Origin of the sequence: Pseudomonas sp. ENNP23 (assembly GCF_001728945.1) — a bacterium.
Taxonomy (GTDB): domain Bacteria; phylum Pseudomonadota; class Gammaproteobacteria; order Pseudomonadales; family Pseudomonadaceae; genus Metapseudomonas; species Metapseudomonas otitidis.
Genome location: NZ_LYSP01000024.1, coordinates 60,233 through 81,743, shown reverse-complemented (window position 1 = coordinate 81,743; position 21,511 = coordinate 60,233). Strand labels below are relative to the sequence as shown.

19 protein-coding genes are annotated in these 21,511 nt (G+C 64.4%); 13 read left to right on the top strand and 6 right to left on the bottom strand.

Features of this window, described 5'->3' with window-relative positions; genetic code table 11:
- Positions 1-12: 12 nt before the first annotated feature.
- Entirely contained in the window at positions 13-1,941 is a 1,929-nt protein-coding gene (locus A9G05_RS14930; RefSeq protein ID WP_069561727.1) for a transglycosylase SLT domain-containing protein, read from the bottom strand.
- A 180-nt stretch (positions 1,942-2,121) separates the two neighbouring features.
- Between A9G05_RS14930 and A9G05_RS14925 the strand changes: the two genes are divergently transcribed.
- Positions 2,122-4,035 (top strand): ATP-binding cassette domain-containing protein, encoded by a 1,914-nt coding sequence (locus A9G05_RS14925; RefSeq protein WP_069561726.1) that lies wholly within the window; start codon positions 2,122-2,124, stop codon positions 4,033-4,035.
- 23 nt (positions 4,036-4,058) lie between these two features.
- Entirely contained in the window at positions 4,059-4,745 is a 687-nt protein-coding gene (locus tag A9G05_RS14920; RefSeq protein WP_069561725.1) for a hypothetical protein, read from the top strand.
- 19 nt (positions 4,746-4,764) lie between these two features.
- Here A9G05_RS14920 and A9G05_RS14915 read toward each other — a convergent pair whose 3' ends face one another.
- On the bottom strand, positions 4,765-5,208 hold the full coding sequence (locus A9G05_RS14915; protein WP_069561724.1) for a universal stress protein: 444 nt from the start codon (positions 5,206-5,208) through the stop codon (positions 4,765-4,767).
- 90 nt (positions 5,209-5,298) lie between these two features.
- Here A9G05_RS14915 and A9G05_RS14910 point away from each other — a divergent pair, with 90 nt between their 5' ends.
- Positions 5,299-5,736 (top strand): hypothetical protein, encoded by a 438-nt coding sequence (locus tag A9G05_RS14910; protein ID WP_069561723.1) that lies wholly within the window; start codon positions 5,299-5,301, stop codon positions 5,734-5,736.
- Positions 5,737-5,756: 20 nt separating this feature from the next.
- On the opposite strand, the gene A9G05_RS14905 is transcribed toward A9G05_RS14910, so the two are convergent.
- On the bottom strand, positions 5,757-6,569 hold the full coding sequence (locus tag A9G05_RS14905; RefSeq protein WP_069561722.1) for a hypothetical protein: 813 nt from the start codon (positions 6,567-6,569) through the stop codon (positions 5,757-5,759).
- A gap of 471 nt (positions 6,570-7,040) precedes the next feature.
- Here A9G05_RS14905 and fadB point away from each other — a divergent pair, with 471 nt between their 5' ends.
- The 6 genes from fadB to A9G05_RS14875 all read left to right on the top strand — a co-directional run bounded on the left by fadB (position 7,041) and on the right by A9G05_RS14875 (position 14,431).
- Complete coding sequence (fadB, locus tag A9G05_RS14900) at positions 7,041-9,188, top strand: fatty acid oxidation complex subunit alpha FadB (protein ID WP_069561721.1); 2,148 nt, start codon at positions 7,041-7,043, stop codon at positions 9,186-9,188.
- Between the two features lie 30 nt (positions 9,189-9,218).
- Positions 9,219-10,394, top strand: coding sequence for an acetyl-CoA C-acyltransferase FadA (gene fadA, locus A9G05_RS14895; protein ID WP_069561720.1), 1,176 nt, complete (start codon positions 9,219-9,221; stop codon positions 10,392-10,394).
- 136 nt (positions 10,395-10,530) lie between these two features.
- The gene (locus tag A9G05_RS14890) at positions 10,531-10,767 is read left to right on the top strand and encodes a DUF1653 domain-containing protein (RefSeq protein ID WP_044405062.1); all 237 of its coding nucleotides are present in this window, start codon (positions 10,531-10,533) and stop codon (positions 10,765-10,767) included.
- Positions 10,768-10,888: 121 nt separating this feature from the next.
- Positions 10,889-13,498 carry a type I DNA topoisomerase gene (gene topA / locus A9G05_RS14885; protein WP_069561719.1) on the top strand — a complete coding sequence of 870 codons (2,610 nt, stop codon included), beginning with the start codon at positions 10,889-10,891 and terminating at the stop codon, positions 13,496-13,498.
- Between the two features lie 109 nt (positions 13,499-13,607).
- On the top strand, positions 13,608-14,126 hold the full coding sequence (locus A9G05_RS14880; protein WP_069561718.1) for a DUF6586 family protein: 519 nt from the start codon (positions 13,608-13,610) through the stop codon (positions 14,124-14,126).
- Positions 14,127-14,197: 71 nt separating this feature from the next.
- Entirely contained in the window at positions 14,198-14,431 is a 234-nt protein-coding gene (locus A9G05_RS14875) for a hypothetical protein (protein WP_044405053.1), read from the top strand.
- Between the two features lie 53 nt (positions 14,432-14,484).
- Here A9G05_RS14875 and sulA read toward each other — a convergent pair whose 3' ends face one another.
- Together sulA and lexA are read right to left on the bottom strand one after the other, a co-directional pair.
- Positions 14,485-14,952, bottom strand: a complete 468-nt coding sequence (gene sulA, locus A9G05_RS14870; RefSeq protein WP_069561717.1) for an SOS-induced cell division inhibitor SulA — start codon at positions 14,950-14,952, stop codon at positions 14,485-14,487.
- An 11-nt stretch (positions 14,953-14,963) separates the two neighbouring features.
- Positions 14,964-15,572, bottom strand: a complete 609-nt coding sequence (lexA, locus tag A9G05_RS14865; RefSeq protein ID WP_069561716.1) for a transcriptional repressor LexA — start codon at positions 15,570-15,572, stop codon at positions 14,964-14,966.
- Positions 15,573-15,808: 236 nt separating this feature from the next.
- On the opposite strand from lexA, the gene A9G05_RS14860 reads away from it, so the two are divergent.
- Genes A9G05_RS14860 through A9G05_RS14845 form a run of 4 tightly spaced genes read left to right on the top strand, consistent with a single transcriptional unit; the run spans position 15,809 to position 18,839 of the window.
- The gene (locus tag A9G05_RS14860; RefSeq protein ID WP_069561715.1) at positions 15,809-16,516 is read left to right on the top strand and encodes a TetR/AcrR family transcriptional regulator; all 708 of its coding nucleotides are present in this window, start codon (positions 15,809-15,811) and stop codon (positions 16,514-16,516) included.
- A 43-nt stretch (positions 16,517-16,559) separates the two neighbouring features.
- The gene (locus A9G05_RS14855; protein WP_069561714.1) at positions 16,560-17,081 is read left to right on the top strand and encodes a L,D-transpeptidase; all 522 of its coding nucleotides are present in this window, start codon (positions 16,560-16,562) and stop codon (positions 17,079-17,081) included.
- A gap of 11 nt (positions 17,082-17,092) precedes the next feature.
- Positions 17,093-18,091 (top strand): beta-N-acetylhexosaminidase, encoded by a 999-nt coding sequence (nagZ, locus tag A9G05_RS14850; protein ID WP_069561713.1) that lies wholly within the window; start codon positions 17,093-17,095, stop codon positions 18,089-18,091.
- A gap of 10 nt (positions 18,092-18,101) precedes the next feature.
- On the top strand, positions 18,102-18,839 hold the full coding sequence (locus A9G05_RS14845) for an S-methyl-5'-thioinosine phosphorylase (RefSeq protein ID WP_069561712.1): 738 nt from the start codon (positions 18,102-18,104) through the stop codon (positions 18,837-18,839).
- Positions 18,840-18,868: 29 nt separating this feature from the next.
- Here A9G05_RS14845 and A9G05_RS14840 read toward each other — a convergent pair whose 3' ends face one another.
- A complete protein-coding gene (locus A9G05_RS14840; protein WP_069561711.1) occupies positions 18,869-21,508 on the bottom strand; it encodes a DEAD/DEAH box helicase in 2,640 nt (879 codons plus the stop codon).
- Between the last annotated feature and the right edge of the window lie 3 nt (positions 21,509-21,511).

Here is a 21,511-nt window from a genome sequence, read left to right as displayed (position 1 = left end):
TTCAGGTGGGGATCACTGGTCGTCGAAGAAGCGCTCGTGCCATTCCACCAGGGGCTGCGGGGCGTTGAGCTTCTTGCCGTAGATGACCGAGTAGGACAGGACGTTCTGTACGTACTGGCGGGTTTCGTCGAATGGGATGCTCTCCACCCAGACGTCGAAAGCCAGATGGTCGGCGCCCTTGAGCCACTGGCGCACGCGACCGGGGCCAGCGTTGTAGGCAGCGGAGGCGAGCACGCGGTTGCCGTTGAACTGGCCGTGGACCTGGCTCAGGTAGGCGGCGCCGAGCTGGATGTTGATGTCCGGGTTGAGGGCCTGCTGGGGCGAGGCCAGGGGGATGCCGAACTTGCGTGCGGTCTCCTTGGCTGTAGCAGGCATCAGTTGCATCAGGCCCATGGCGCCCACGCCGGAGCGGGCGTCGGCCATGAAGGCGCTTTCCTGACGGGTGATGGCGAACACCCAGCTGGAATGCAGCCCTCGCACCTTGGCCTGCTGGGTCAGGGCGCTGCGGTGGGCCATGGGGAAACGGATGTCCAGATCGTCCCAGTACTGGGCCTGGCTGATGGTGCGAATGGCTGGGAAGTACCACTCCATGTCGTAGGCGAGCCGGGCCTGGGCGACCAGTTCCTCGCGGCTGAACAGGCGGCTGACGTAGTACCACTCGCGGCGGCCGTCGACGATCTCGCCGCGATCGTGGAACTCCATGGCCCGGCGGATGCCGGCGGTGTTGCGCACCTTCTGCATCACCTTGGGGTCGATGGCCATGGGCTTGTTGTTGAGCTGGTACGGCGCTTGGATGCGGTCGGCGGCGAGGAAGCCGTAGAAGTCACGCTCGCGGGCCAGGGGCTGCATCAGGCGGGGGGCTTCGGCGCTCTGCGGCTGAGCCAGTTGAAGGCTGCGGGCTTGCCAGTAGCGCCAGCGGTTGGTGCTGGCCAGCGATGGCGGCATCTGTCGGGTCAGTTGGTAGGCGTCCTGCCAACGGCCCAGACGCAGCAGCAGGCGCGCGCGCCATTCGCTGACGGTGTCGTCGCGCAGCTTGGGGTCGTATTGAGTCATCAACTTCAGGGCGCGGGCGTCGAAGCGCTTGGCCAGCGTCAGGCCGATCTCCCGGGCGATGGCGACCTTCTCCTCGCTGGAGAAGGGCATGCGCGTGGCGTAGGCATCCAGCAGGGTGGTGGCCTTGTCCGGGTCCTGGCGGGCCAGGCGACGCAGGCCGAGCCCGACCACATCGGCCATGGTGCGATCGGCCGGGCTGAAGCGTGCGGTCTGGCTCAGCAGTTGCGGGTTCTGGGCGACGTCCACCAGCAGCTTGCCTTGGGTGGACAGGCTCGGGAGGCTCTTGACCAGGAAGCTGGCCAGGCCGTAGTTGCGGGCTTCGGCCGCCAGCTTGGCGCGGCGCCAGCGCATCTGCTCGGTCATCTGGCCGTCGGCGCGCCAGAGTTCGAACAGCGCGTCGCAGGCCTCGGGCTGGGACTTGCCCACCAGCCAGAGCTTCTCGGCTGTTTTGTGGCCGTCGGCCTTGAGGCCGTGCTTGAGTTGGTACTGGCCGTAGAGGCAGTCCAGCTCGGTGAAGTTCATCTTGGGGTCGTAGTGGTTGACGAAGGTCTTCCAGTCGCCGCGCTCGGCGAGCCAGCGCAGCCAGCGCAGCCGCATCCAGTTGGACTGGGGCAGGTCGCCGTGCTCGGCGAGGAACTTCTCGATCTCTTCGTTGCTGGCCCATTTCAGGCGGGCGGTCAGTTCGTCGTAGGCCAGGTGCGGCTCCAGCGGGTAGTCGGCCAGCGCGCTGGCATAGCGCTTGTACGGACCGCTGTCGCCCTTGGCCAGGGCGCGTTTGGCCTCGTCGTACATCTGCCGCTGCTTGGCGAGGGGCACCGCATGGGCCGCGTCGAGCGTGAGGGTGGTGAGAAGCAGGCAGGAGAACAGGCTGAGCAGACGACCGCGCATGACACTTCCGGGTAGAGAAAACGTAGTGGGCGACGGCCACGGGGCCACCGGAGGTGCGTAGCTTAGCCGTTTGCCGGGTGCAGGTGGAGTCTCGTCGGAGGGGGGAAACATGATGAAAAAATGGCGGCCGTGGCATCGGCCAATCGGGGTAGAATGCGCGCCCATCTTTCGGAGGCCCCCATGACCCTGCTCAAGTTCAGCGATGTTTCCCTTGCCTATGGCGCCATGCCGTTGCTGGACAAGGTGTCGTGGCAGATCGCCCGGGGCGAGCGGGTCTGCGTGATCGGCCGCAACGGCACCGGCAAGTCCAGCATGCTGCGTCTGGTGAAGGGCGAGCAGCACGCGGATGACGGCGAGATCTGGCGGGCCCCGGCACTGAAGATCGGCGAACTGCCCCAGGAACTGCCCCGTGCCGACGAGCGCACGGTATTCGACGTGGTGGCCGAGGGGCTGGCTGGCGTCGGCGAGCTGCTGGCCCAGTACCACCACCTGAGCCAGAACATCCGCGACGAGCACGACCTGGAACGCCTGACCCATGTCCAGCAGGAACTGGAGGCGAAGGACGGCTGGCGCCTGCAGCAGTTGGTGGACAGCACCCTGAGCCGCCTGCAGTTGCCGGCGGACAAGACCCTGGCGGAGCTCTCCGGTGGCTGGCGCCGCCGCGTGCTGCTGGCCCAGGCGCTGGTATCCGAGCCCGACCTGCTGCTGCTGGACGAGCCCACCAACCACCTGGACATCGGTGCCATCGCCTGGCTGGAAGAGGCCCTGTCGGGCTTCGGCGGCGCGGTGCTGTTCATCACCCACGACCGTTCCTTCCTGCAGAACCTGGCGACTCGCATCCTCGAACTGGATCGCGGCAACCTGATCGACTGGAACGGCGACTACGCCAGCTTCCTGGTGCACAAAGAGCAGCAGCTGGCGGCGGAAGAGACCGCCAATGCGCTGTTCGACAAGCGTCTGGCCCAGGAAGAGGTGTGGATCCGCCAGGGCATCAAGGCCCGGCGGACCCGTAACGAGGGCCGTGTGCGTGCGCTGAAGGCGATGCGCATGGAGCGTGCCGAACGCCGTGAGCGCCAGGGGCGTGCAACTTTCCAGTTGGAGACGGCAGACAAGTCCGGCAAGCAGGTGATCGTGGTGGAGAACGTGGGCTTCGCCCACCCGGGCGGCGAGTTGCTGATCCGTGACTTCTCCATGGTGCTGCAGCGTGGCGACCGCATCGGCCTGCTGGGCGCCAACGGCACCGGCAAGACCACGCTGCTCAAGCTGCTGCTGGGTGACCTGCAGCCGACCCAGGGCAGCATCGAGGTCGGCACCAAGCTGGAAGTGGCCTACTTCGATCAACTGCGCCATGCGCTGGAGCCGGAGAAAACGGTGATCGACAACCTCGCCGAAGGACGCGAGTTCATTACCGTGGGCGGACAGAGCCGCCATGTCCTCAGCTACCTCGGCGATTTCCTCTTCAGTCCGCAGCGCGCACGTACGCCGGTCAAGGCATTGTCCGGCGGCGAGCGTGCGCGCTTGTTGCTGGCCAAGCTGTTCAGCAAGCCGGCCAACCTGCTGGTGCTGGATGAACCGACCAACGACCTGGATGTGGAAACCCTGGAGCTGCTGGAAGAGGTGCTGCTGGAGTTCCCGGGGACCGTGCTGATGGTCAGCCACGACCGTGCCTTCCTCGACAACGTGGTCACCAGCACCCTGGTGTTCGAGGGTGAGGGCCGGGTGCGCGAGTACGTCGGTGGCTATCAGGACTGGCTGCGCCAGGGGGGCTCACCACGCCTGCTGGGCGTGGGCGAGGGACGCAGTGCCAAGGCCGAACCGCCGGCCGTCGCCGAGGCGTCTGCGCAGGCGACCGAGAAGCCGGCCGGCGAGGCGCCGAAGAAGAAACTCAGCTACAAATTGCAACGTGAGCTCGAAGCCCTTCCTGGGCAGATCGAGGCCCTGGAGGCCGAGATGGAGGCCGTCCAGCAGGAGATTTCCGACCCGGCGTTCTACCAGCGCCCCGCGGAGCAGACCCGCGCGGTACTGGAGCGTTTCGAGCAGCAACAGCAGGAACTGGATCGCCTGCTGGAGCGCTGGGCCGAACTGGAAGATTGATGTCTGTTTGAGTCGGAGAGCCCATGGCTGTCGAGTACCGCATCACGCTGGACGACGAGCACGAGTTCAGCTATCGCATTGAGCTGGACCGGGAATACGACCACGAGCGCGCGGCGACGGCGCCGAAGTGGACGCGCCTGGATTTCAACCAGTGCAGCAATTGCCCGCTCTCACGCGATCGTTTCAGCCATTGCCCGGCGGCCGTCGACCTGCACCGGGTGATCGAGGACTTTCATGGACTGCCAGCCTTCAAGAAGGCTGTGTTCATGGTGCGCACGCCGGAGCGCGAGTACACCAAGCACGTCGGTCTGGAGGAGGGCTTGCGGGCGCTGCTGGGGGTGATCATGGCCACCAGTGCCTGCCCGGTCCTGGGGCGTCTCAAGCCGATGGCCCAGCAGCACCTGCCGTTCGCCAGCAATCAGGAGTTCATCCTGCGCGCGGTGTCGCTCTACCTGGCGCGGCAGTACTTCAATCTGCGCGAAGGGCGGCATGCCGATTGGGAGCTGAAGGGGCTGGTGAGGCTGTTCCAGCAATTGCAGTTGGTGAACCAGGCGTTCTGGCAGCGCATCCATGACGTGTGCGAAGGGGATTCGAACCTCAAGGCTTTCCTGACCTTCTTTTCCATGGCGTCCAGCATGACGTACTCGCTGGAAACGCAGCTACAGAAGATCCGTCCTCTGGTGATGAGTGCCGACGAAGGCTTCATGTAAGCCTTCGTCGGCAACGGCGCTATTTCCCTGACTTGTTGAGACGCACCGCGAGCACGTCGCAAGGCGCACCGTGGAGAACGTCGTTGGCAGTGGAACCCAGCAGCAGTGCCAGGCCGTGGCGGCCATGGCTGCCGACCACGATCAGGTCGCAATCTTGTTCTTCGGCCAGGCGGTGGATCTCCTGGCGGGGCTGGCCATAGGCCAGGTGGCGTTGCTCGGCGCTGATTTCGGGATAGAGGCCGGCAAAGCCATCGAGGCGCTCGCGAGCCTGTTCGAACTGCTGCTGCTGCAGCATGGAGAGGTCCATGGGGACGTCGCCGCCAAAGGCCATGGCCATGGGCTCGACGATGTGCACCAGGGACAGCCGGGCCTGGGAGGCTTGAGCCAGGGCCTGCGCGCGGCGCACGACGGGGTGGCATTCGTCGGTGAGGTCGATGGCGACCAGGATGTGCTGGTAGGGCATGGGGTGACTCCTCCTTACAGGTTGCACCTGGCATGAAGTATGGCCGCCATGGGGGCGCGCCGGCATGATTTTCATCATGGGAATGCAGTTATGACCCTGTGGTTGGTGGTGTTTCTTCTGCTCGCTGTGCTCAGTCCGCTGGTCTGGCTGCTGCCTTCCAAGGGGCAGCGCGGGCGCATGGACCTGCGCATGCAGGCCCGTCGAATGGGATTGGCGATGCAATTGGCACGGCAGGAGTGGCCGCACTGGCTGTCGGTCGAGCCGCCGCCCTCCTGTGCGCAATTCCACCGCGCTCGCCGCCGTGGTGCCGAGGGTACATGGATTTATTGGCAGGTTGCGCCGGGGCAGTGGGTCAATCAGTGGCGTGAGCCGTTGGAGGACCCGGCGTTGCTTGGGTGCTTTGCCGGGTTGCCTGCCGATGTCTACAAGATCGAGACCACGCCGCAGATGGTGGCGCTGTACTGGGGCGAGCGAGGTACGCCGGAGGATCTCCAGCGCATTGCCGAGGTGCTGCGCGCCATCGACTGACGCACAGCGGGGCGGGCGGCTCAGAGCTGGGCCGTGGCGTACTGGGCGGATACGCCCTCTAGGCCTTCGATGATGCTGTCCGAGTACTTGTTGATCAGGAAAGGCACGCTGTTCTCGTTGTAGTTCTGCAACGAACGCTCTATGTAGCGCCATTTGGTACCGATGCTGGTCAGCGCCTGGCTGATCTGCGGGGTATTCCGGGGTTGCTGTGCCAGTGCCGTGAGCTGGCCGGCGAAGTCCTTGGCCAGTTCGTCGATGGCCTTACCCTCTCCACCGCCGAAGAAGGATGCCCCTACGGACGCACTGCGCGAGGCGTAGTCGACGGCGATGGTCTGCATCAGCAGGCTCTGCTGGCGGCTTTGCTGGGTCAGTGGCGGTACGGCGAAGTTGCTTTCCTGCTGGATGCGGTCATAAAGCTCGCCGGCCAATTCGATCAGTTTCTGGTTGCGTGCCGTCATGTCGGCGACTGGCTGCAGGTCGGTGAAGCCTTGTGTGCGCAGGGCGGTCACCAGGCCGCCGAGTTCATTGGCGTAATCCTTCCATTGCTGCTGCAACTGGACGTGCAGGGCCTTCGAGGCATCGCCCTGGATGTCCTTGAGCTCCTTCAGGCGCGCATCGGCTTCCTGCATGGACTCGTCGATCATCCGTGCGTAGCGCTGGTCGCCTTCCATGCCGTTGTACATGTAGAAGTCGCCCAGGCTCTTCAGTGCGGCAAGGCGCATCTGGTGGAGTTTGAGGAGGGTGTTGCCGGGGTCGGCCGCCTGGCTGGTGGGAACCAGGCAGAAGAAGGAAAGGAGGGTGCCTAGCAGTACGGCAAGCGTGCGGCTCGTCATGGTGCTACTCCGTGTGCCCTGGGGGCGTGTTTGTTGTTTTTATTCGACCTGTCCCGGTCGTGCCACGGGACTCTACTCTTCATCGCTGGCCTTTGGCTAGCGTGCTCTGCCAGCTGCCCACGCGGCCTTCCATCGACTTTCTGATGCAATGACATAAGCTCCGTGCATAGTGTTTCCGGCAGCCTGCCGCATCGCTTCAAGCGCCGGTTGCAGAGCGGTTTTGGCGTGGCCGGGCGGTCACGAAGCGCAATTGACAACGGAGGACTTTTCCGTGAATGTGTGCGCACCCAAATCAAACGGGCGTATGAATTGAGCGTTTGCCTGGTGGGCACGCTCCAATGACCACTACCCGATATCGCGTCGGTGGGTGTGCCGGACCGAATCGGACTTGACCCTGGGCTCAGCCCAGGGCCGGTTCGCCGGTTGGCTCCGATGTGTACTGTTCAGCTTCCATACCGTGGAGATCAGTTGATGATTTACGAAGGTAAAGCCATCACGGTTAAGGCTCTTGAGGGCGGCATCGTCGAACTGCAGTTCGATCTCAAGGGTGAGTCCGTCAACAAGTTCAACCGTCTTACCCTGAACGAACTGCGCCAGGCCGTCGACGCCATCAAGGCAGACGCTTCGGTCAAGGGCGTCATCGTCACCAGCGGCAAGGACGTGTTCATCGTCGGCGCTGACATCACCGAGTTCGTCGATAACTTCAAGCTGCCCGACGAAGAGCTGGTGGCCGGCAACCTCGAAGCCAACAAGATCTTCAGTGATTTCGAAGACCTGGCCGTGCCCACCGTCGTTGCCATCAACGGCATCGCCCTGGGTGGGGGCCTGGAGATGTGCCTCTCTGCCGACTACCGCGTGATGAGCGAAACCGCCAAGATCGGCCTGCCTGAAGTAAAGCTGGGCATCTACCCGGGCTTCGGCGGTACCGTGCGCCTGCCGCGCCTGATCGGTGTGGACAACGCCATCGAGTGGATCGCCTCCGGCAAGGAGAACAAGGCCGCCGACGCCCTGAAAGTGGGTGCCGTTGACGCCGTGGTCGCCCCGGCCAAGCTGAAGGAAGGTGCCCTGGACCTGGTCAAGCGCGCCATTGCCGGCGAGCTGGACTACAAGGCCAAGCGGCAGCCCAAGCTGGAAAAGATCAAGCTGAACGCCATCGAGCAGATGATGGCCTTCGAGACTGCCAAGGGCTTCGTGGCTGGCCAGGCTGGCCCGAACTACCCGGCGCCGGTCGAAGCGATCAAGACCATCCAGAAAGCTGCCAACTTCGGCCGTGACAAGGCGCTGGAAGTCGAGGCTGCCGGCTTCGTCAAGCTGGCCAAGACTTCCGTTGCCGAGAGCCTGATCGGTCTGTTCCTGAACGACCAGGAGCTGAAGAAGAAGGCCAAGAAGCACGACGAGATCGCCCAGGACGTTAAGCTGGCCGCCGTACTCGGCGCCGGCATCATGGGGGGCGGCATCGCCTACCAGTCCGCTTCCAAGGGCACTCCGATCCTGATGAAGGATATCCGCGAAGAGGGTATCCAGATGGGCCTGAACGAGGCGTCCAAGCTGCTCGGCAAGCGCGTCGAGAAAGGCCGCATGACCCCGGCCAAGATGGCCGAGGCGCTGAACGCCATCCGTCCGACCATGTCCTACGGCGACTTCGCCCACGTCGACATCGTGGTAGAGGCCGTGGTCGAGAACCCGAAGGTCAAGCACGCCGTGCTGGCCGAGGTGGAAGGCCATGTGAAGGACAACGCGATCATCGCGTCCAACACCTCCACCATCTCCATCAGCTACCTGGCCCAGGCCCTGAAGCGCCCCGAGAACTTCGTCGGTATGCACTTCTTCAACCCGGTGCACATGATGCCGCTGGTCGAGGTCATCCGCGGCGAGAAGTCCAGCGAAGTGGCTGTGGCCACCACCGTTGCCTACGCCAAGAAGATGGGTAAGAACCCCATCGTGGTGAACGACTGCCCCGGCTTCCTGGTGAACCGCGTGCTGTTCCCGTACTTCGGTGGCTTCGCCAAGCTGCTCGAGTTCGGCGTGGACTTCGTCCGCATCGACAAGATCATGGAAAAGTTCGGCTGGCCCATGGGCCCGGCCTACCTGTCCGACGTGGTCGGTATCGACACTGGCCACCACGGCCGTGACGTGATGGCCGAAGGCTTCCCGGACCGCATGGCGGTCGAGGGCAAGACCGCCGTCGACGTGATGTACGAAGCCAACCGCCTGGGCCAGAAGAACGGCAAGGGCTTCTACGCCTACGAAATGGACAAGCGCGGCAAGCCGAAGAAGGTCCAGGACCCCGAGGCCTACGAGATCCTCAAGCCGATCATCAAGGAACAGCGCGAGCTGACCGATGAGGACATCATCAACTTCATGATGATCCCGCTGTGCCTGGAAACCGTTCGCTGCCTGGAAGACGGCATTGTCGAAACCGCAGCCGAGGCCGACATGGGCCTGATCTACGGTATCGGCTTCCCCCCCTTCCGTGGTGGTGCGCTGCGTTACATCGATTCCATCGGTGTAGCCGAGTTCGTCGCCCTGGCCGACAAGTACGTCGATCTGGGCGCCCTGTACCACCCGACCGCCAAGCTTCGTGAGATGGCCGCCAAGGGCCAGAAGTTTTTCGGTTAATCGCGCAGCGAACAGAGCGAGAGAAGAAATATGAGCCTGAATCCGAGAGACGCGGTCATTGTCGACTTCGGCCGCACCCCGATGGGTCGTTCCAAGGGCGGCATGCATCGCAACACCCGTGCCGAGACCATGTCGGCCCACCTGATCAGCAAGCTGCTGGAGCGCAACCCCAAGGTTGACCCGGCTGAAGTGGAAGATGTGATCTGGGGCTGCGTGAACCAGACCCTGGAACAGGGCTGGAACATCGCGCGCATGGCGTCGCTGATGACCCAGATTCCCCACACCAGCGCTGGCCAGACCGTCAGTCGCCTGTGTGGTTCCTCCATGAGCGCCCTGCACACCGCCGTGCAGGCCATCCAGTCCGGCAATGGTGATGTGTTCGTCATCGGCGGCGTGGAGCACATGGGCCACGTCGGCATGATGCATGGCGTCGACCCGAACCCGCACCTGTCCCTGTACGCCGCCAAGGCGTCCGGGATGATGGGCCTGACCGCCGAGATGCTGGGCAAGATGCACGGCATCACCCGCGAGGCCCAGGACCAGTTCGGCGTGCGCTCCCACCAGCTGGCCCACAAGGCCACTGTGGAAGGCAAGTTCAAGGACGAGATCATCCCGATGGAAGGCTATGACGAGAATGGCTTCCTGAAGGTGTTCGACTTCGACGAAACCATCCGTCCGGAAACCACCCTCGAAGGCCTGGCGTCCCTGAAGCCGGCGTTCAACCCGAAGGGCGGTACCGTGACTGCCGGTACGTCGTCGCAGATCACCGACGGTGCGTCCTGCATGATCGTGATGAGCGCCCAGCGCGCCAAGGACCTGGGCATCGAGCCCATGGCCGTGGTTCGTGCCATGGCGGTCGCGGGCGTCGATCCGGCGATCATGGGCTACGGCCCGGTGCCGTCCACCCAGAAAGCGCTCAAGCGTGCCGGCCTGACCATGGCTGACATCGATTTCATCGAGCTCAACGAAGCCTTCGCTGCCCAGGCCCTGCCCGTGCTGAAGGACCTGAAGGTGCTCGATAAGATGGAAGAGAAGGTCAACCTGCACGGCGGCGCCATCGCTCTGGGTCACCCGTTCGGCTGCTCCGGTGCGCGTATCTCCGGCACCCTGCTGAACGTGATGAAGCAGAACGACGGCAAACTGGGCGTGGCCACCATGTGCGTGGGTCTCGGCCAGGGCATCACCACCATCTTCGAGCGCGTCTGAGCCTGAAGCTGGACAAGACCGGGGCCTCGTGCCCCGGTTTTCGTTTCCGCCAATTTCTCGCCAAGGCTGGCCATATCCCCTCGGAGTGGGCACCATGCGCACCTTGGCAAGCCGTCGACCGAGCACTGAGGGGAACATGAGCGTACAACCGGGACTCTATCGCCACTACAAGGGGCAGCAGTACCGCGTGATCGGAACCGCTCGGCACTCGGAGAGCGAAGAGGAGCTGGTGGTGTACCAGGCGCTCTACGGCGAGCATGGGCTCTGGGTGCGTCCGCTGGAGATGTTCACCGGCACGGTGACGGTGGAAGGCGAACAGATCGCGCGCTTCTCTCTTGTGACTGCCGAGTCGGATCCCTATCCACGCCGCTGAGTCGACTCGCCGGCCCCGGCGAACTTGACCTTGTCTCCTTCGCCACTATATATAGCGGTGCCGCCTGGGGCGGCTCCCGCCTTTGTTTATCTATCTCTCGAATTCAGGAACTTTCCGATCCATGGGCAAATCGCTGGTCATCGTGGAATCCCCGGCCAAGGCCAAGACCATCAACAAGTACCTGGGCAACCAGTACGTGGTGAAGTCGAGCATCGGCCACATCCGTGACCTGCCCACCAGCGGTTCGGCAAGTGCCACCAAGGAGCCGGTCAAGCGCGGCAAGGCGGCAGCAGCCGAAGCGCCGGCCCTCTCGCCGAAGGAGAAGGCCAAGCGCCAGCTGTTCGCGCGCATGGGGGTTGACCCCGAGCACGGCTGGAAGGCCAAGTACGAGATCCTGCCCGGCAAGGAAAAGGTGATCGACGAACTGCGCCGCCTGGCCAAGGATGCCGACACCATCTACCTCGCAACCGACTTGGACCGCGAAGGGGAGGCCATCGCCTGGCACCTGCGGGAATCCATCGGTGGTGACGACAGCCGCTACAAGCGCGTGGTGTTCAACGAGATCACCAAGAAGGCAATCCAGGAGGCCTTCTCCCAGCCCGGCGAGCTGGACATCAACCGCGTCAACGCCCAGCAGGCGCGTCGCTTCCTCGACCGCGTGGTGGGCTACATGGTCTCGCCGCTGCTGTGGCAGAAGATCGCCCGTGGCCTGTCTGCCGGTCGCGTGCAGTCGGTGGCGGTGAAGCTGGTGGTGGAGCGCGAGCGCGAGATCCGCGCCTTCGTCCCCGAGGAATACTGGGAGGTCCATGCCGACCTGGGCACTGCCAAGGGTGCCAATGTGCGCTTCGAGGTGGCCAAGGAAAACGGCGCGGCCTTCAAGCCGCTGAACGAGGCCCAGGCCATGGCCGCGCTGGAGAAGCTCAAAGCCTCCAGCTACAGCGTGCAGAAGCGTGAGGACAAGCCGACTTCCAGCCGTCCCTCTGCGCCGTTCATCACATCCACCCTGCAGCAGGCTGCGAGCAACCGCCTGGGCTTCGGGGTGAAGAAGACCATGATGATGGCCCAGCGTCTCTACGAGGCGGGCTACATCACCTATATGCGTACCGACTCGACCAACCTCTCGGCCGACGCCATTACCATGGTGCGTGGCTTCATAGAGGGTGAGTTCGGTGACAAGTACCTCCCGGCCAAACCGAACTTCTATTCGAGCAAGGAAGGCGCCCAGGAGGCTCACGAGGCCATTCGCCCGTCCGACGTCAACCTCAAGCCGACTCAGCTGTCCGGCATGGAGCGTGATGCCGAGCGCCTGTACGACCTGATCTGGCGCCAGTTCGTGGCATGCCAGATGCCGCCCGCTGAGTACCTGTCCACCAGCGTCAGCGTGGCGGCGGGCAACTTCGAGCTGCGTGCCAAGGGCCGCATCCTCAAGTTCGACGGCTATACCCGCGTGCTGCCGCAGCAGAGCAAGCCGGGCGAGGACGACGTACTGCCCGACATGAAGGAAGGCGAGGCGCTCAAGCTGATCAAGCTCGACCCCAGCCAGCACTTCACCAAGCCGCCGGCGCGCTTCTCCGAGGCCAGCCTGGTCAAGGAGCTGGAAAAGCGAGGCATTGGCCGTCCTTCCACCTACGCGGCGATCATCTCCACCATCCAGGAGCGTGGCTACGTGACGGTGCATAACCGTCGCTTCTACTCCGAGAAGATGGGCGACATCGTCACTGAGCGCCTCAACGAGAGCTTCGCCAACCTGATGGATTACGGTTTCACCGCAGGCATGGAGGAGAACCTGGACGACGTCGCCCAAGGCGAGCGCGACTGGAAGAACCTGCTGGACGAGTTCTACGGTGATTTCCGCAAGAAGCTGGAACTGGCCGAAGGCAGCGACAGTGGCATGCGTGCCAACCAGCCGACCCTGACCGACATTCCGTGCCGTGAGTGCGGTCGCCCGATGATGATCCGTACGGCTTCCACCGGCGTCTTCCTGGGATGCTCGGGCTATGCGCTGCCGCCAAAGGAGCGCTGCAAGGCTACGGTCAACCTCGTGCCGGGCGACGAGATCGCTGCGGACGATGAGGGTGAGTCCGAATCCCGCGTGCTGCGTGGCAAGCACCGCTGCCCGATCTGTTCCACGGCGATGGATGCTTACCTACTGGATGAAAGCCGCAAGCTGCACATCTGTGGCAACAACCCGGATTGCTCGGGCTACGAGATCGAGCAGGGCCAGTACCGCATCAAGGGCTACGAAGGCCCGAGCCTTGAGTGTGACAAGTGCGGCAGCGAGATGCAGTTGAAGACCGGCCGTTTCGGCAAGTTCTTCGGTTGCACCAACTCCAGCTGCAAGAACACCCGCAAGTTGCTCAAGAACGGTGAGGCGGCGCCGCCGAAGATCGACCCGATCAAGATGCCGGAGCTCAAGTGCGAGAAGGTGGACGACACCTATGTGCTGCGTGACGGTGCCTCGGGTCTCTTCCTGGCCGCCAGCCAGTTCCCGAAGAATCGCGAGACCCGCGCGCCGCTGGTACTGGAATTGATTCCGCACAAGGACGAACTCGATCCGAAGTACCACTTCCTGCTCAGTGCGCCGGTAAAAGACCCGGACGGCCGCCCGGCTGTCATCCGCTTCAGCCGCAAGACCAAGGAGCAGTACGTGCAGTCGGAGGTGGACGGCAAACCGACCGGCTGGCGTGCGTTCTTCGACGGCGGCAAGTGGAAGGTCGAAGACAAGCGTTGAGTCCCGCTGCGCGCATGGCTCTCATGCGCGCATACTGGCAAGGCCGGACCCCAATGTCCGGCCTTCTTCGTTTCGGCCCTGTGCCGATTGCATATCCGGAGTCCATGCCATGGCCCATGAGCCCTATACCCGCACCAATCAGAAGCTTTTCTTCGCCGGGCTTTGCCTTGAGAGTTGGCGCAAGGCGGAGGAGGGACGTGCGATGAATGCGCAAGCCCAGGTTCAGGCGGAGCGGGAGGCTGCGCTTTTCCACCTTCACGGTGCCTTGCTGGGGCTATGCCACGAGATCACCCACTACTACCGGATGCCGAACCCGGGGGCTCCGGATGTGGCGGCAATCCTGAGTTCAGAGGTGCTGTCTGCCTCTCCCAGCCCGGAGCTGGCTGAGCTGGTAGAGCTGTTCCAGCAGCCCGAGAGCTGGTTGGGTTCTCTGAATTGCGCCTATCAAGCGCTCTTCCTTCCCCCTCAGGCGCCCACCAAGGCAAAGGTGGACCCGACGCTTCCCTTGATCGAGGCGGTTACGCTCGATGAGGAAGAGGCAATCCTCTCCCGTGAGGAGTTGGAGTCATGGCGTCAGCAGCTCAAGGCGCTGGTGCTTCGCTATCGGGAAAGTCTCTCAGAATGCTGAGTGACAGAAGGGGTAGGGCGCCAAGCCGACCGGCTGTTACAATGCGCGGTCTTTAGTGGAGAGATGAAGCGATGACAACGTCCTTCCTGGAAATAGTCGAATTGCCCGACGGGCGCATTATTCTGCGCCGTGCAGAGGACGAGGAAGCGCTGGTGACGCTGGACTTCTCCGCTGATGCCAAGGCATTCCTCCAAGGGCACCACCTGGAAGTGGCCAAGGCCATGCTCAACGTAGGGGTGCAGATGGCCGGTCGGCTCGCCGAAGGCGAGATGGATCATGATGACCAGCCCCGCGTTTTGCACTGATCAACGGTTATCCTCCTCGCCGATCATTGCCATTTGATTAAGCAGCGCCCTGGCTATCCGAGGTGGATGTTCAGGCTCTGTGCGTTGCCTTCCCGCGCGGCCTTGATGAGCGCGCCCTTGCCCCGTGGGTTGAGCGAAAGCCAGCTGATGACGGTGTGGCTGCGTCCCAGTCTGAGAGCTTCGCATGCCAATTCCAGAGCGTCCTTGCCGCCTCGCGGTTCGAGCAGGAGGATACGCTCACGGTTGAGTCCCGCATCCCGTAGCCAGGCTTGGTTAAGGGTGGCGGGCGCACCTATGAGAGTGAGCCAGCGGGCGTCCTGTTCTTCGCTTAGCTCCCTCAGTATCGGCGCCAGCAGGTGGCGGCAATGAAGTGGGCTGCCTCGCAGTGAGAGTTCGCTGAAAGCCTCGCTTTCCGTTTCTATGGGAGCCTCTGGCTCCAGCAGGTCATGGAGTGGTGTTGCGACGATGGCGTCGTGGAAGAGGGGGAGTTGGGTGCGGCCGATCGGTTGCGAGACCTGCATGACGCCTCCTGTTAGCGGCGAATGACGCCGACGCTCAAGCCTTCGATCACCAGTTCCTGCTCATGCAGGTCGACTTCGATCGGTTTGAATTCGGGGTTTTCGGCGATCAGCCAGACCTTGTCGCCTTCGCGCTTGAAGCGCTTGACCGTCACCTCGTCGCCAAGCCGCGCTACTACCACTTGGCCGTTGCGGGCCTCGCGAGTGGAGTGGACGGCCAGGAGATCGCCATCGAATATTCCGATGTCCTTCATGCTCATACCGCGAACGCGCAGCAAATAGTCGGCCTTAGGGTGGAAGAAGTCGGGGTTGATGCGGCAGGATTCCTCGATGTTCTGCTGGGCGAGGATGGGCGCACCTGCTGCGACTCGGCCAATCACGGGAAGTCCACCTTCCTCGGCTGCCGGCTCGAATCCGGGGATGCGGATGCCGCGGGAGGCGCCCGGGGTCATCTCGATGGCGCCCTTGCGTGCCAGGGCCTTGAGGTGTTCCTCAGCGGCGTTGGGCGACTTGAAGCCGAGTTCCTGGGCAATTTCCGCCCGGGTCGGCGGATAACCATTGTCTTCCAGGCAGCGTTTGATGAACGCGAGGATTTCGGCTTGGCGGGGCGTCAGTTTCAGCATGTCGGGCTCTGTCTTTTTATACAGTGACTGGTGTTTTATACAGTCCTTCGGCTGGGCCTACAAGTATTTTCTGAAGTCCCGCTCTGCCATTCGGCGGCGTATCAGGTGGGGTTTCACCCCGGCTGCGTAAGATGTCTTTCGGCGTGACCCATGCGTCAGAAGATGGTGGGTGCGACTTGACAAAGGTAGGGGTTGAAACGTATGTTTCAAACAAGTGTTTGTCAGGTGAGGGAACCATGGCTCAGTCGGAAACCGTCGAACGCATCTTGGATGCAGCGGAACAGCTGTTCGCGGAGAAAGGCTTCGCCGAAACCTCCTTGCGCCTGATCACCAGCAAGGCCGGGGTCAACCTGGCGGCGGTGAATTATCATTTCGGCTCGAAGAAGGCCCTGATCCAGGCGGTCTTCTCGCGCTTCCTCGGGCCGTTCTGCCAGAGCCTCGAGCGTGAGCTCGACAAACGCCAGGGCAAGTCGGAAGTACCGCCCTCGCTGGAGGAGCTGCTGGTCATGCTTGTTGATCAGGCGCTGGCGGTTAAGCCTCGCAGTGGCAATGACCTTTCCATATTCATGCGCTTGCTCGGGCTCGCCTTCAGCCAGAGCCAGGGCCACCTGCGCAAGTACCTCGAAGAGGTGTACGGCAAGGTGTTCCGTCGCTACATGTTGTTGGTCAACGAGTCGGCGCCTCGGTTGCCACCCCTTGAGATCTTCTGGCGTGTCCATTTCATGCTGGGGGCTGCGGCGTTCAGCATGTCCGGCATCAAGGCGCTGCGGGCCATGGCCGAGAACGACTTCGGTGTGAACACCTCCATCGAGCAGGTCATGCGCCTGATGGTCCCGTTCCTCGCGGCGGGCATGCGCGCCGAAACGGGCCTGGTCGACGAGGCCCTGTCCAAGGCCGTACTAAAGCCCAGAGCAAAGCCCGCTCCTGCATCCGGCAAGGCCTGACGCCGGTGGGCGAGGGCGGCGGGATCAGCTAAGCTAGCCGCCCATGTCCGACCTCGATCTACTCCATATCTCCATTGCTGATCAGCGCCTCTACGGCTTCGCTGCTGGACGCCTGCTGATCCGTTACCCCGTTTCGACGGCCCTCAATGGTCCCGGTGAACTCAGTGGCTCCAACTGCACGCCCCGTGGTCTCCACGAAGTGCGGGCCAGGATTGGTGCCGATCTTCCGCTGAATGCCGTTTTGCGCGGACGTCGCTGGACTGGCGAGGTCTGGTCTGAGGTGTTGCACGAGCAGTTCCCCGGGCGTGACTGGATCCTCTCTCGCATCCTCTGGCTGAGTGGCCGGGAGCCCGGCTTCAATCGCCTGGGCAAGGTCGACAGCATGCGCCGCTACATCTATATCCACGGCACGCCGGATACCGAGCCCATGGGCGTCCCGCGCTCCCACGGTTGCGTCCGCATGCGCAACGCCGACCTGCTGGAACTCTTTCCCCGCGTACCCGTCCACTGTGCGGTGCGCATCGATGAAGCGCCTAGGCCCGAGTGGGCGGCGCCCAACCCCTGACAAGGAACCCCATGCAAGGCTCCCTGATGCTGGACATCGGCGGCACCTGGCTGACTGCCGAAGACCGCCACATCCTGCGCCAGCCCGAAGTGGCCGGCCTGATCCTGTTCGCCCGCAATATCGAGGACCCACGCCAGGTGCGTGACCTGTGTGCCGCGATCCGTGCCGTACGCCCCGACCTCATCCTCGCCGTCGACCAGGAAGGCGGACGGGTGCAGCGCCTGCGTCGCGGCTTCGTGCGCCTGCCGGCGATGCGTGCCCTGGCCGATACGCCCAACGCCGAGGCCCTGGCCGAGCAATGCGGTTGGCTGATGGCGACCGAAGTGCTGGCCGCCGGCCTGGACCTCAGCTTCGCCCCGGTGCTGGACCTGGATCACCAGCGCAGCGCCGTGGTGGGCAGCCGTGCCTTCGAGGGCGATCCTCGGCGCGCCACTGACCTGGCCGGTGCTTTCATCAATGGCCTGCGTGCTGCAGGCATGACGGCCACTGGCAAGCACTTCCCCGGTCATGGCTGGGCGGAAGCCGACTCCCACGTCGCCATCCCCACGGATGAGCGCAGCCTGGAGCAGATCCGCGCGGCCGACCTCGTGCCCTTCACCCGCCTGGCGTCCGATCTGGACGGCATGATGCCCGCCCACGTCATCTACCCCCAAGTCGATGCCCAGCCCGCCGGTTTTTCGCGTCGCTGGCTGCAGGACATCCTGCGCGGCGAGCTGAAGTTCACCGGGGTGATCTTCAGTGATGACCTCTCCATGGCCGGTGCCCATGTGGTGGGTGATGCCGCCGAGCGCATCGAGGCCGCGCTGAACGCCGGTTGCGACATGGGCTTGGTGTGCAACGACCGCGCTGCCGCCGAGCTGGCCCTGTCGCGTCTGCAACGCCTGGGTGTGACCCCATCCCCGCAACTGGCCCGCATGCGCCGTCGTGCCTTCCCGGGCACCGAATACCGTCAAGACCCGCGCTGGCAGGCCGCTGTGGGTGCCCTGCGCGAAGCCCAGCTGATCGACTGAAGGAAGCGACATGACCGTTTACGCGATTATCGGTGGTACCGGCCTGACCCAACTGGACGGCCTCAGCATGAAGGCCCTGCTCAACCCCGAGACACCCTACGGCGCGCCGTCCGCAGGGATCGTGCAGGGTGAGTACGCCGGTCGTGAGGTGCTCTTCCTCGCTCGTCACGGCCACCCGCACCGCATTCCCCCGCACCAGGTCAACTACCGCGCCAACCTCTGGGCGCTGAAGCATTCCGGGGCCGAGGCGATCATCGCCGTCAACGCTGTTGGCGGCATTGCCGCCGGGATGGGTACGGGGCAACTGGTGGTGCCGCATCAGGTGATCGACTACACCCAGGGGCGCATCGGCACCTTCTTCGAGGGTGAGCTGGACCACGTCACCCACATCGACTTCAGCCACCCCTACGACGAACCGCTGCGGCAGAAGCTGCTCGATGCCCTGCGTCGCGCCGGCCACGCCCACAGCGATTACGGCGTCTATGGCTGCACACAGGGCCCACGCCTGGAGACGGTCGCCGAGATCGCCCGCATGGAGCGCGATGGCTGCGACATCGTCGGCATGACCGGCATGCCTGAGGCCGCCCTCGCTCGCGAGCTGAACCTGCCCTACGCCGCCCTCTCCCTGGTGGTCAATCCGGCAGCCGGCAAGTCCACCAGCATCATCACCATGGCCGAGATCGAGGCCGCGCTTGCGGCGGGTATCGGCAAGGTGCGCGAAACCCTGTCCCTCCTGTTGAAGGCGTGACCGATGCCTGGCCCGGGCGGTAGCCCGGGTCAGGCGTGGGGGAGGGGCGCGAACAGCGCGTCGATGTCTTCCTCGCGCAGGTGCCAGTCGCTTCCGGCCGGCGCGCTCAGCACGCTTTGCGCCAGGTCGGCCTTGCGCTGCTGCAGCTGCTGAATCTTCTCTTCCACCGTGCCCCGGGCGATCAGCTTATAGACGAACACCGGCTTGTTCTGGCCGATGCGGTAGGCGCGGTCGGTGGCCTGGCGTTCGGCTGCCGGATTCCACCAGGGGTCGAAGTGGATCACCGTGTCGGCCTGGGTCAGGTTCAGCCCGGTGCCGCCGGCTTTGAGGCTGATGAGGAACAGCGGCACCTCGCCGGCCTGGAAGCGCTCCACCGGCGTGCGCCGGTCGCGGGTCTCGCCGGTCAGCAGCAGGTAGTCGATCTGCCGCGTCTGCAATTCGCCCTCGATCAGCTCCAGCATGCTGGTGAACTGCGAGAACAGCAGCACCCGCCGGCCTTCCATGAACAGTTCCTCGAGCATCTCCATCAGGCTGTCCAGCTTGCCCGAGGTGCTTCCGCGTACCTCACGCTCCGGTTCCACCAGGCGCAGGTCGCAGCAGGTCTGGCGCAGCTTGAGCAGGGCTTCGAGGATCACCATCTGGCTGCGGGCCATGCCCTTGTGCTCGATTTCCGAACGCACCTTCTGGTCCATCGCCAGGCGCACGGTCTCGTAGAGGTCGCGCTGGGCCTCGCTCAGTTCCACCCAGTGGATCATCTCGGTCTTGGCCGGCAGTTCGGTCGCCACCGACTCCTTGGTGCGCCGCAGCATGAAGGGGCGTATGCGGCCGTTCAGGTGGGCCAGGCGTTCGCTGTCGGCGTGCTTCTCGATGGGGGTGCGGTAGTCACGGGCGAACTGCTTGGCATCGCCCAGCCAGCCGGGCATCAGGAAGTGGAACAGCGACCACAGTTCGCCCAGGTGGTTTTCCAGCGGCGTGCCCGACAGGCACAGGCGCTGGCGGGCCTGCAGCTGGCGCACGGCCTGGGCGGCCTTGCTGGTGGCGGTCTTGATGTTCTGCGCCTCGTCCAGCACCAGCAGGTGCAGCGGCTGCTCCTTCCATTGCGGCAGGTCGCGGGGCAGCAGGGCATAGGTGGTGAGCAGCAGGTCGTGGTCGGCCAGGTGCTCGAAGTCCTTGTGCCGGTTGGGGCCATGCAGCGCCAGGACCTTCAGGTCCGGTGCGAAGCGCGCGGCCTCGTCCTGCCAGTTCGGCACCAGGCTGGTGGGCATCACCACCAGGGCGGGGCGGTCCAGCCGGCCGGCCTCCTTCTCGGTGAGGATATGCGCCAGGGTCTGCAGGGTCTTGCCCAGGCCCATGTCGTCGCCCAGCACGCCGCCGGCGTCCAGCTCACGTAGGGTCTGCAGCCAGGCCAGGCCCTGGAGCTGGTAGGCGCGTAATTCGGCCTTCAGTCCTCTCGGTGCCGGGTGGCTGCCGTGACGGCTGTCCCGCAGGCGTTCGGCGAAGGTGCGCAGGCGCTCGCCGCCTCGCCAGGCCAGGCCGAGGGACTCCAGTTGGTCGAGTCGCGCGGCATCCGGCAGTCCGAGCCGCAGGCTGCGGCCCTCGCCGCGATCCCGCAGGAACAGCTCGCCCAGCGTGCCGAGCAAGGGCTTGAGGCGGCCGTAGGGGAGGGCGACCTGCAGGGGCCGCCCGGTCTCGCTGCTCAGCGTGTCGAGCTGGAGGCGCAGCTGGTCGTCGTCCTTGCGTCGCTGCAGGACCTTGGCGCTGAGCAGCTTGGGGTTGCCCCGGATCAGCTTGAGCAACACTGGCAGCAGGCTGATGCGCTGCCCTTCCACGAGGATGCCCAGTTCCAGGTCGAACCACTGCTGGCCCGGTTGCTCGTCCACCTCGGCATACCAGCCATCCACCGGGGTTAGATCGAAGTGAAAGCCGGGGCGGATCTCGATCAGCCAGCCCTCTTCGCGCAACTGCGGCAGCTGCAGTTGGATGAAGCGCTGCCAGGCCTCGTCGTCTGGAAGTTCGAACAGTTCCAGCAAGTCCCCCGGCAAGGCCTGGCTCTGCCGCAGGGACTCCTTGAAGCCCAACTGTCGCAGGCGTTCACGCAGCGTTTCCTCGGCCTGAGGGTTGCGCTGCATGGCCACCAGTTCACCATCCTGCCGACGCCTGACCGGGTTCACGCGGGTGTTCTTGCCGTGGACCGGCACCCCCGCATAGTCGAAGGCCAGCCCGGCACGGTGTTGCTGGTTGCCCACCATCCGGCCGCTGCGCAGGTCGTAGAGGCTCTGGGCCAGGCTGCCCAGGGCCAGGTGCGGACGTGGCGGGATGTCTTTCAGCAGCCGGGGTGCGCGCGCCGGTGCCGGGGTAACGGGCTCCGGCCGTGCGGCCGGCGGGCCGTCGGACAGCAGCTGGAGGATGGCGGCGACGCAGTGCTTGCAGTTAAGGCCGACCGGGCAGGTGCAGCGACCGATCACCCCGAGCCCATGGGGCGCGAGGCGGATCGTCTGCAGGTAGGGCGTCTCGGCGGAGCCTGCGCAGCTGGCCAGCAGCTGCGTCTCGTCCATGGCCCGCAGGCGCGCTTTCCGCTGCTGGGCGTAGCGGGCGCCGCGGTCGAGCGCGCCCTGGTCGAAGTCCTGGCGCCAGTCTTCCTGGCGCAGGTGCTCGAGCAGGGTGGGCATGTG

Coding starts and splice junctions, on each gene's coding strand:
- A9G05_RS14875 (WP_044405053.1), top strand. CDS start 14,198: ATGACAACGTCCTTCCTGGAAATAGTCGAATTGCCCGACGGGCGCATT.
- A9G05_RS14890 (WP_044405062.1), top strand. CDS start 10,531: ATGAGCGTACAACCGGGACTCTATCGCCACTACAAGGGGCAGCAGTAC.
- A9G05_RS14855 (WP_069561714.1), top strand. CDS start 16,560: ATGTCCGACCTCGATCTACTCCATATCTCCATTGCTGATCAGCGCCTC.
- A9G05_RS14920 (WP_069561725.1), top strand. CDS start 4,059: ATGGCTGTCGAGTACCGCATCACGCTGGACGACGAGCACGAGTTCAGC.
- topA (WP_069561719.1), top strand. CDS start 10,889: ATGGGCAAATCGCTGGTCATCGTGGAATCCCCGGCCAAGGCCAAGACC.
- A9G05_RS14845 (WP_069561712.1), top strand. CDS start 18,102: ATGACCGTTTACGCGATTATCGGTGGTACCGGCCTGACCCAACTGGAC.
- A9G05_RS14905 (WP_069561722.1), bottom strand. CDS start 6,569: ATGACGAGCCGCACGCTTGCCGTACTGCTAGGCACCCTCCTTTCCTTC.
- lexA (WP_069561716.1), bottom strand. CDS start 15,572: ATGCTGAAACTGACGCCCCGCCAAGCCGAAATCCTCGCGTTCATCAAA.
- A9G05_RS14860 (WP_069561715.1), top strand. CDS start 15,809: ATGGCTCAGTCGGAAACCGTCGAACGCATCTTGGATGCAGCGGAACAG.
- sulA (WP_069561717.1), bottom strand. CDS start 14,952: ATGCAGGTCTCGCAACCGATCGGCCGCACCCAACTCCCCCTCTTCCAC.
- A9G05_RS14910 (WP_069561723.1), top strand. CDS start 5,299: ATGACCCTGTGGTTGGTGGTGTTTCTTCTGCTCGCTGTGCTCAGTCCG.
- A9G05_RS14915 (WP_069561724.1), bottom strand. CDS start 5,208: ATGCCCTACCAGCACATCCTGGTCGCCATCGACCTCACCGACGAATGC.
- A9G05_RS14840 (WP_069561711.1), bottom strand. CDS start 21,508: ATGCCCACCCTGCTCGAGCACCTGCGCCAGGAAGACTGGCGCCAGGAC.
- A9G05_RS14925 (WP_069561726.1), top strand. CDS start 2,122: ATGACCCTGCTCAAGTTCAGCGATGTTTCCCTTGCCTATGGCGCCATG.
- A9G05_RS14880 (WP_069561718.1), top strand. CDS start 13,608: ATGGCCCATGAGCCCTATACCCGCACCAATCAGAAGCTTTTCTTCGCC.
- nagZ (WP_069561713.1), top strand. CDS start 17,093: ATGCAAGGCTCCCTGATGCTGGACATCGGCGGCACCTGGCTGACTGCC.
- fadB (WP_069561721.1), top strand. CDS start 7,041: ATGATTTACGAAGGTAAAGCCATCACGGTTAAGGCTCTTGAGGGCGGC.
- fadA (WP_069561720.1), top strand. CDS start 9,219: ATGAGCCTGAATCCGAGAGACGCGGTCATTGTCGACTTCGGCCGCACC.
- A9G05_RS14930 (WP_069561727.1), bottom strand. CDS start 1,941: ATGCGCGGTCGTCTGCTCAGCCTGTTCTCCTGCCTGCTTCTCACCACC.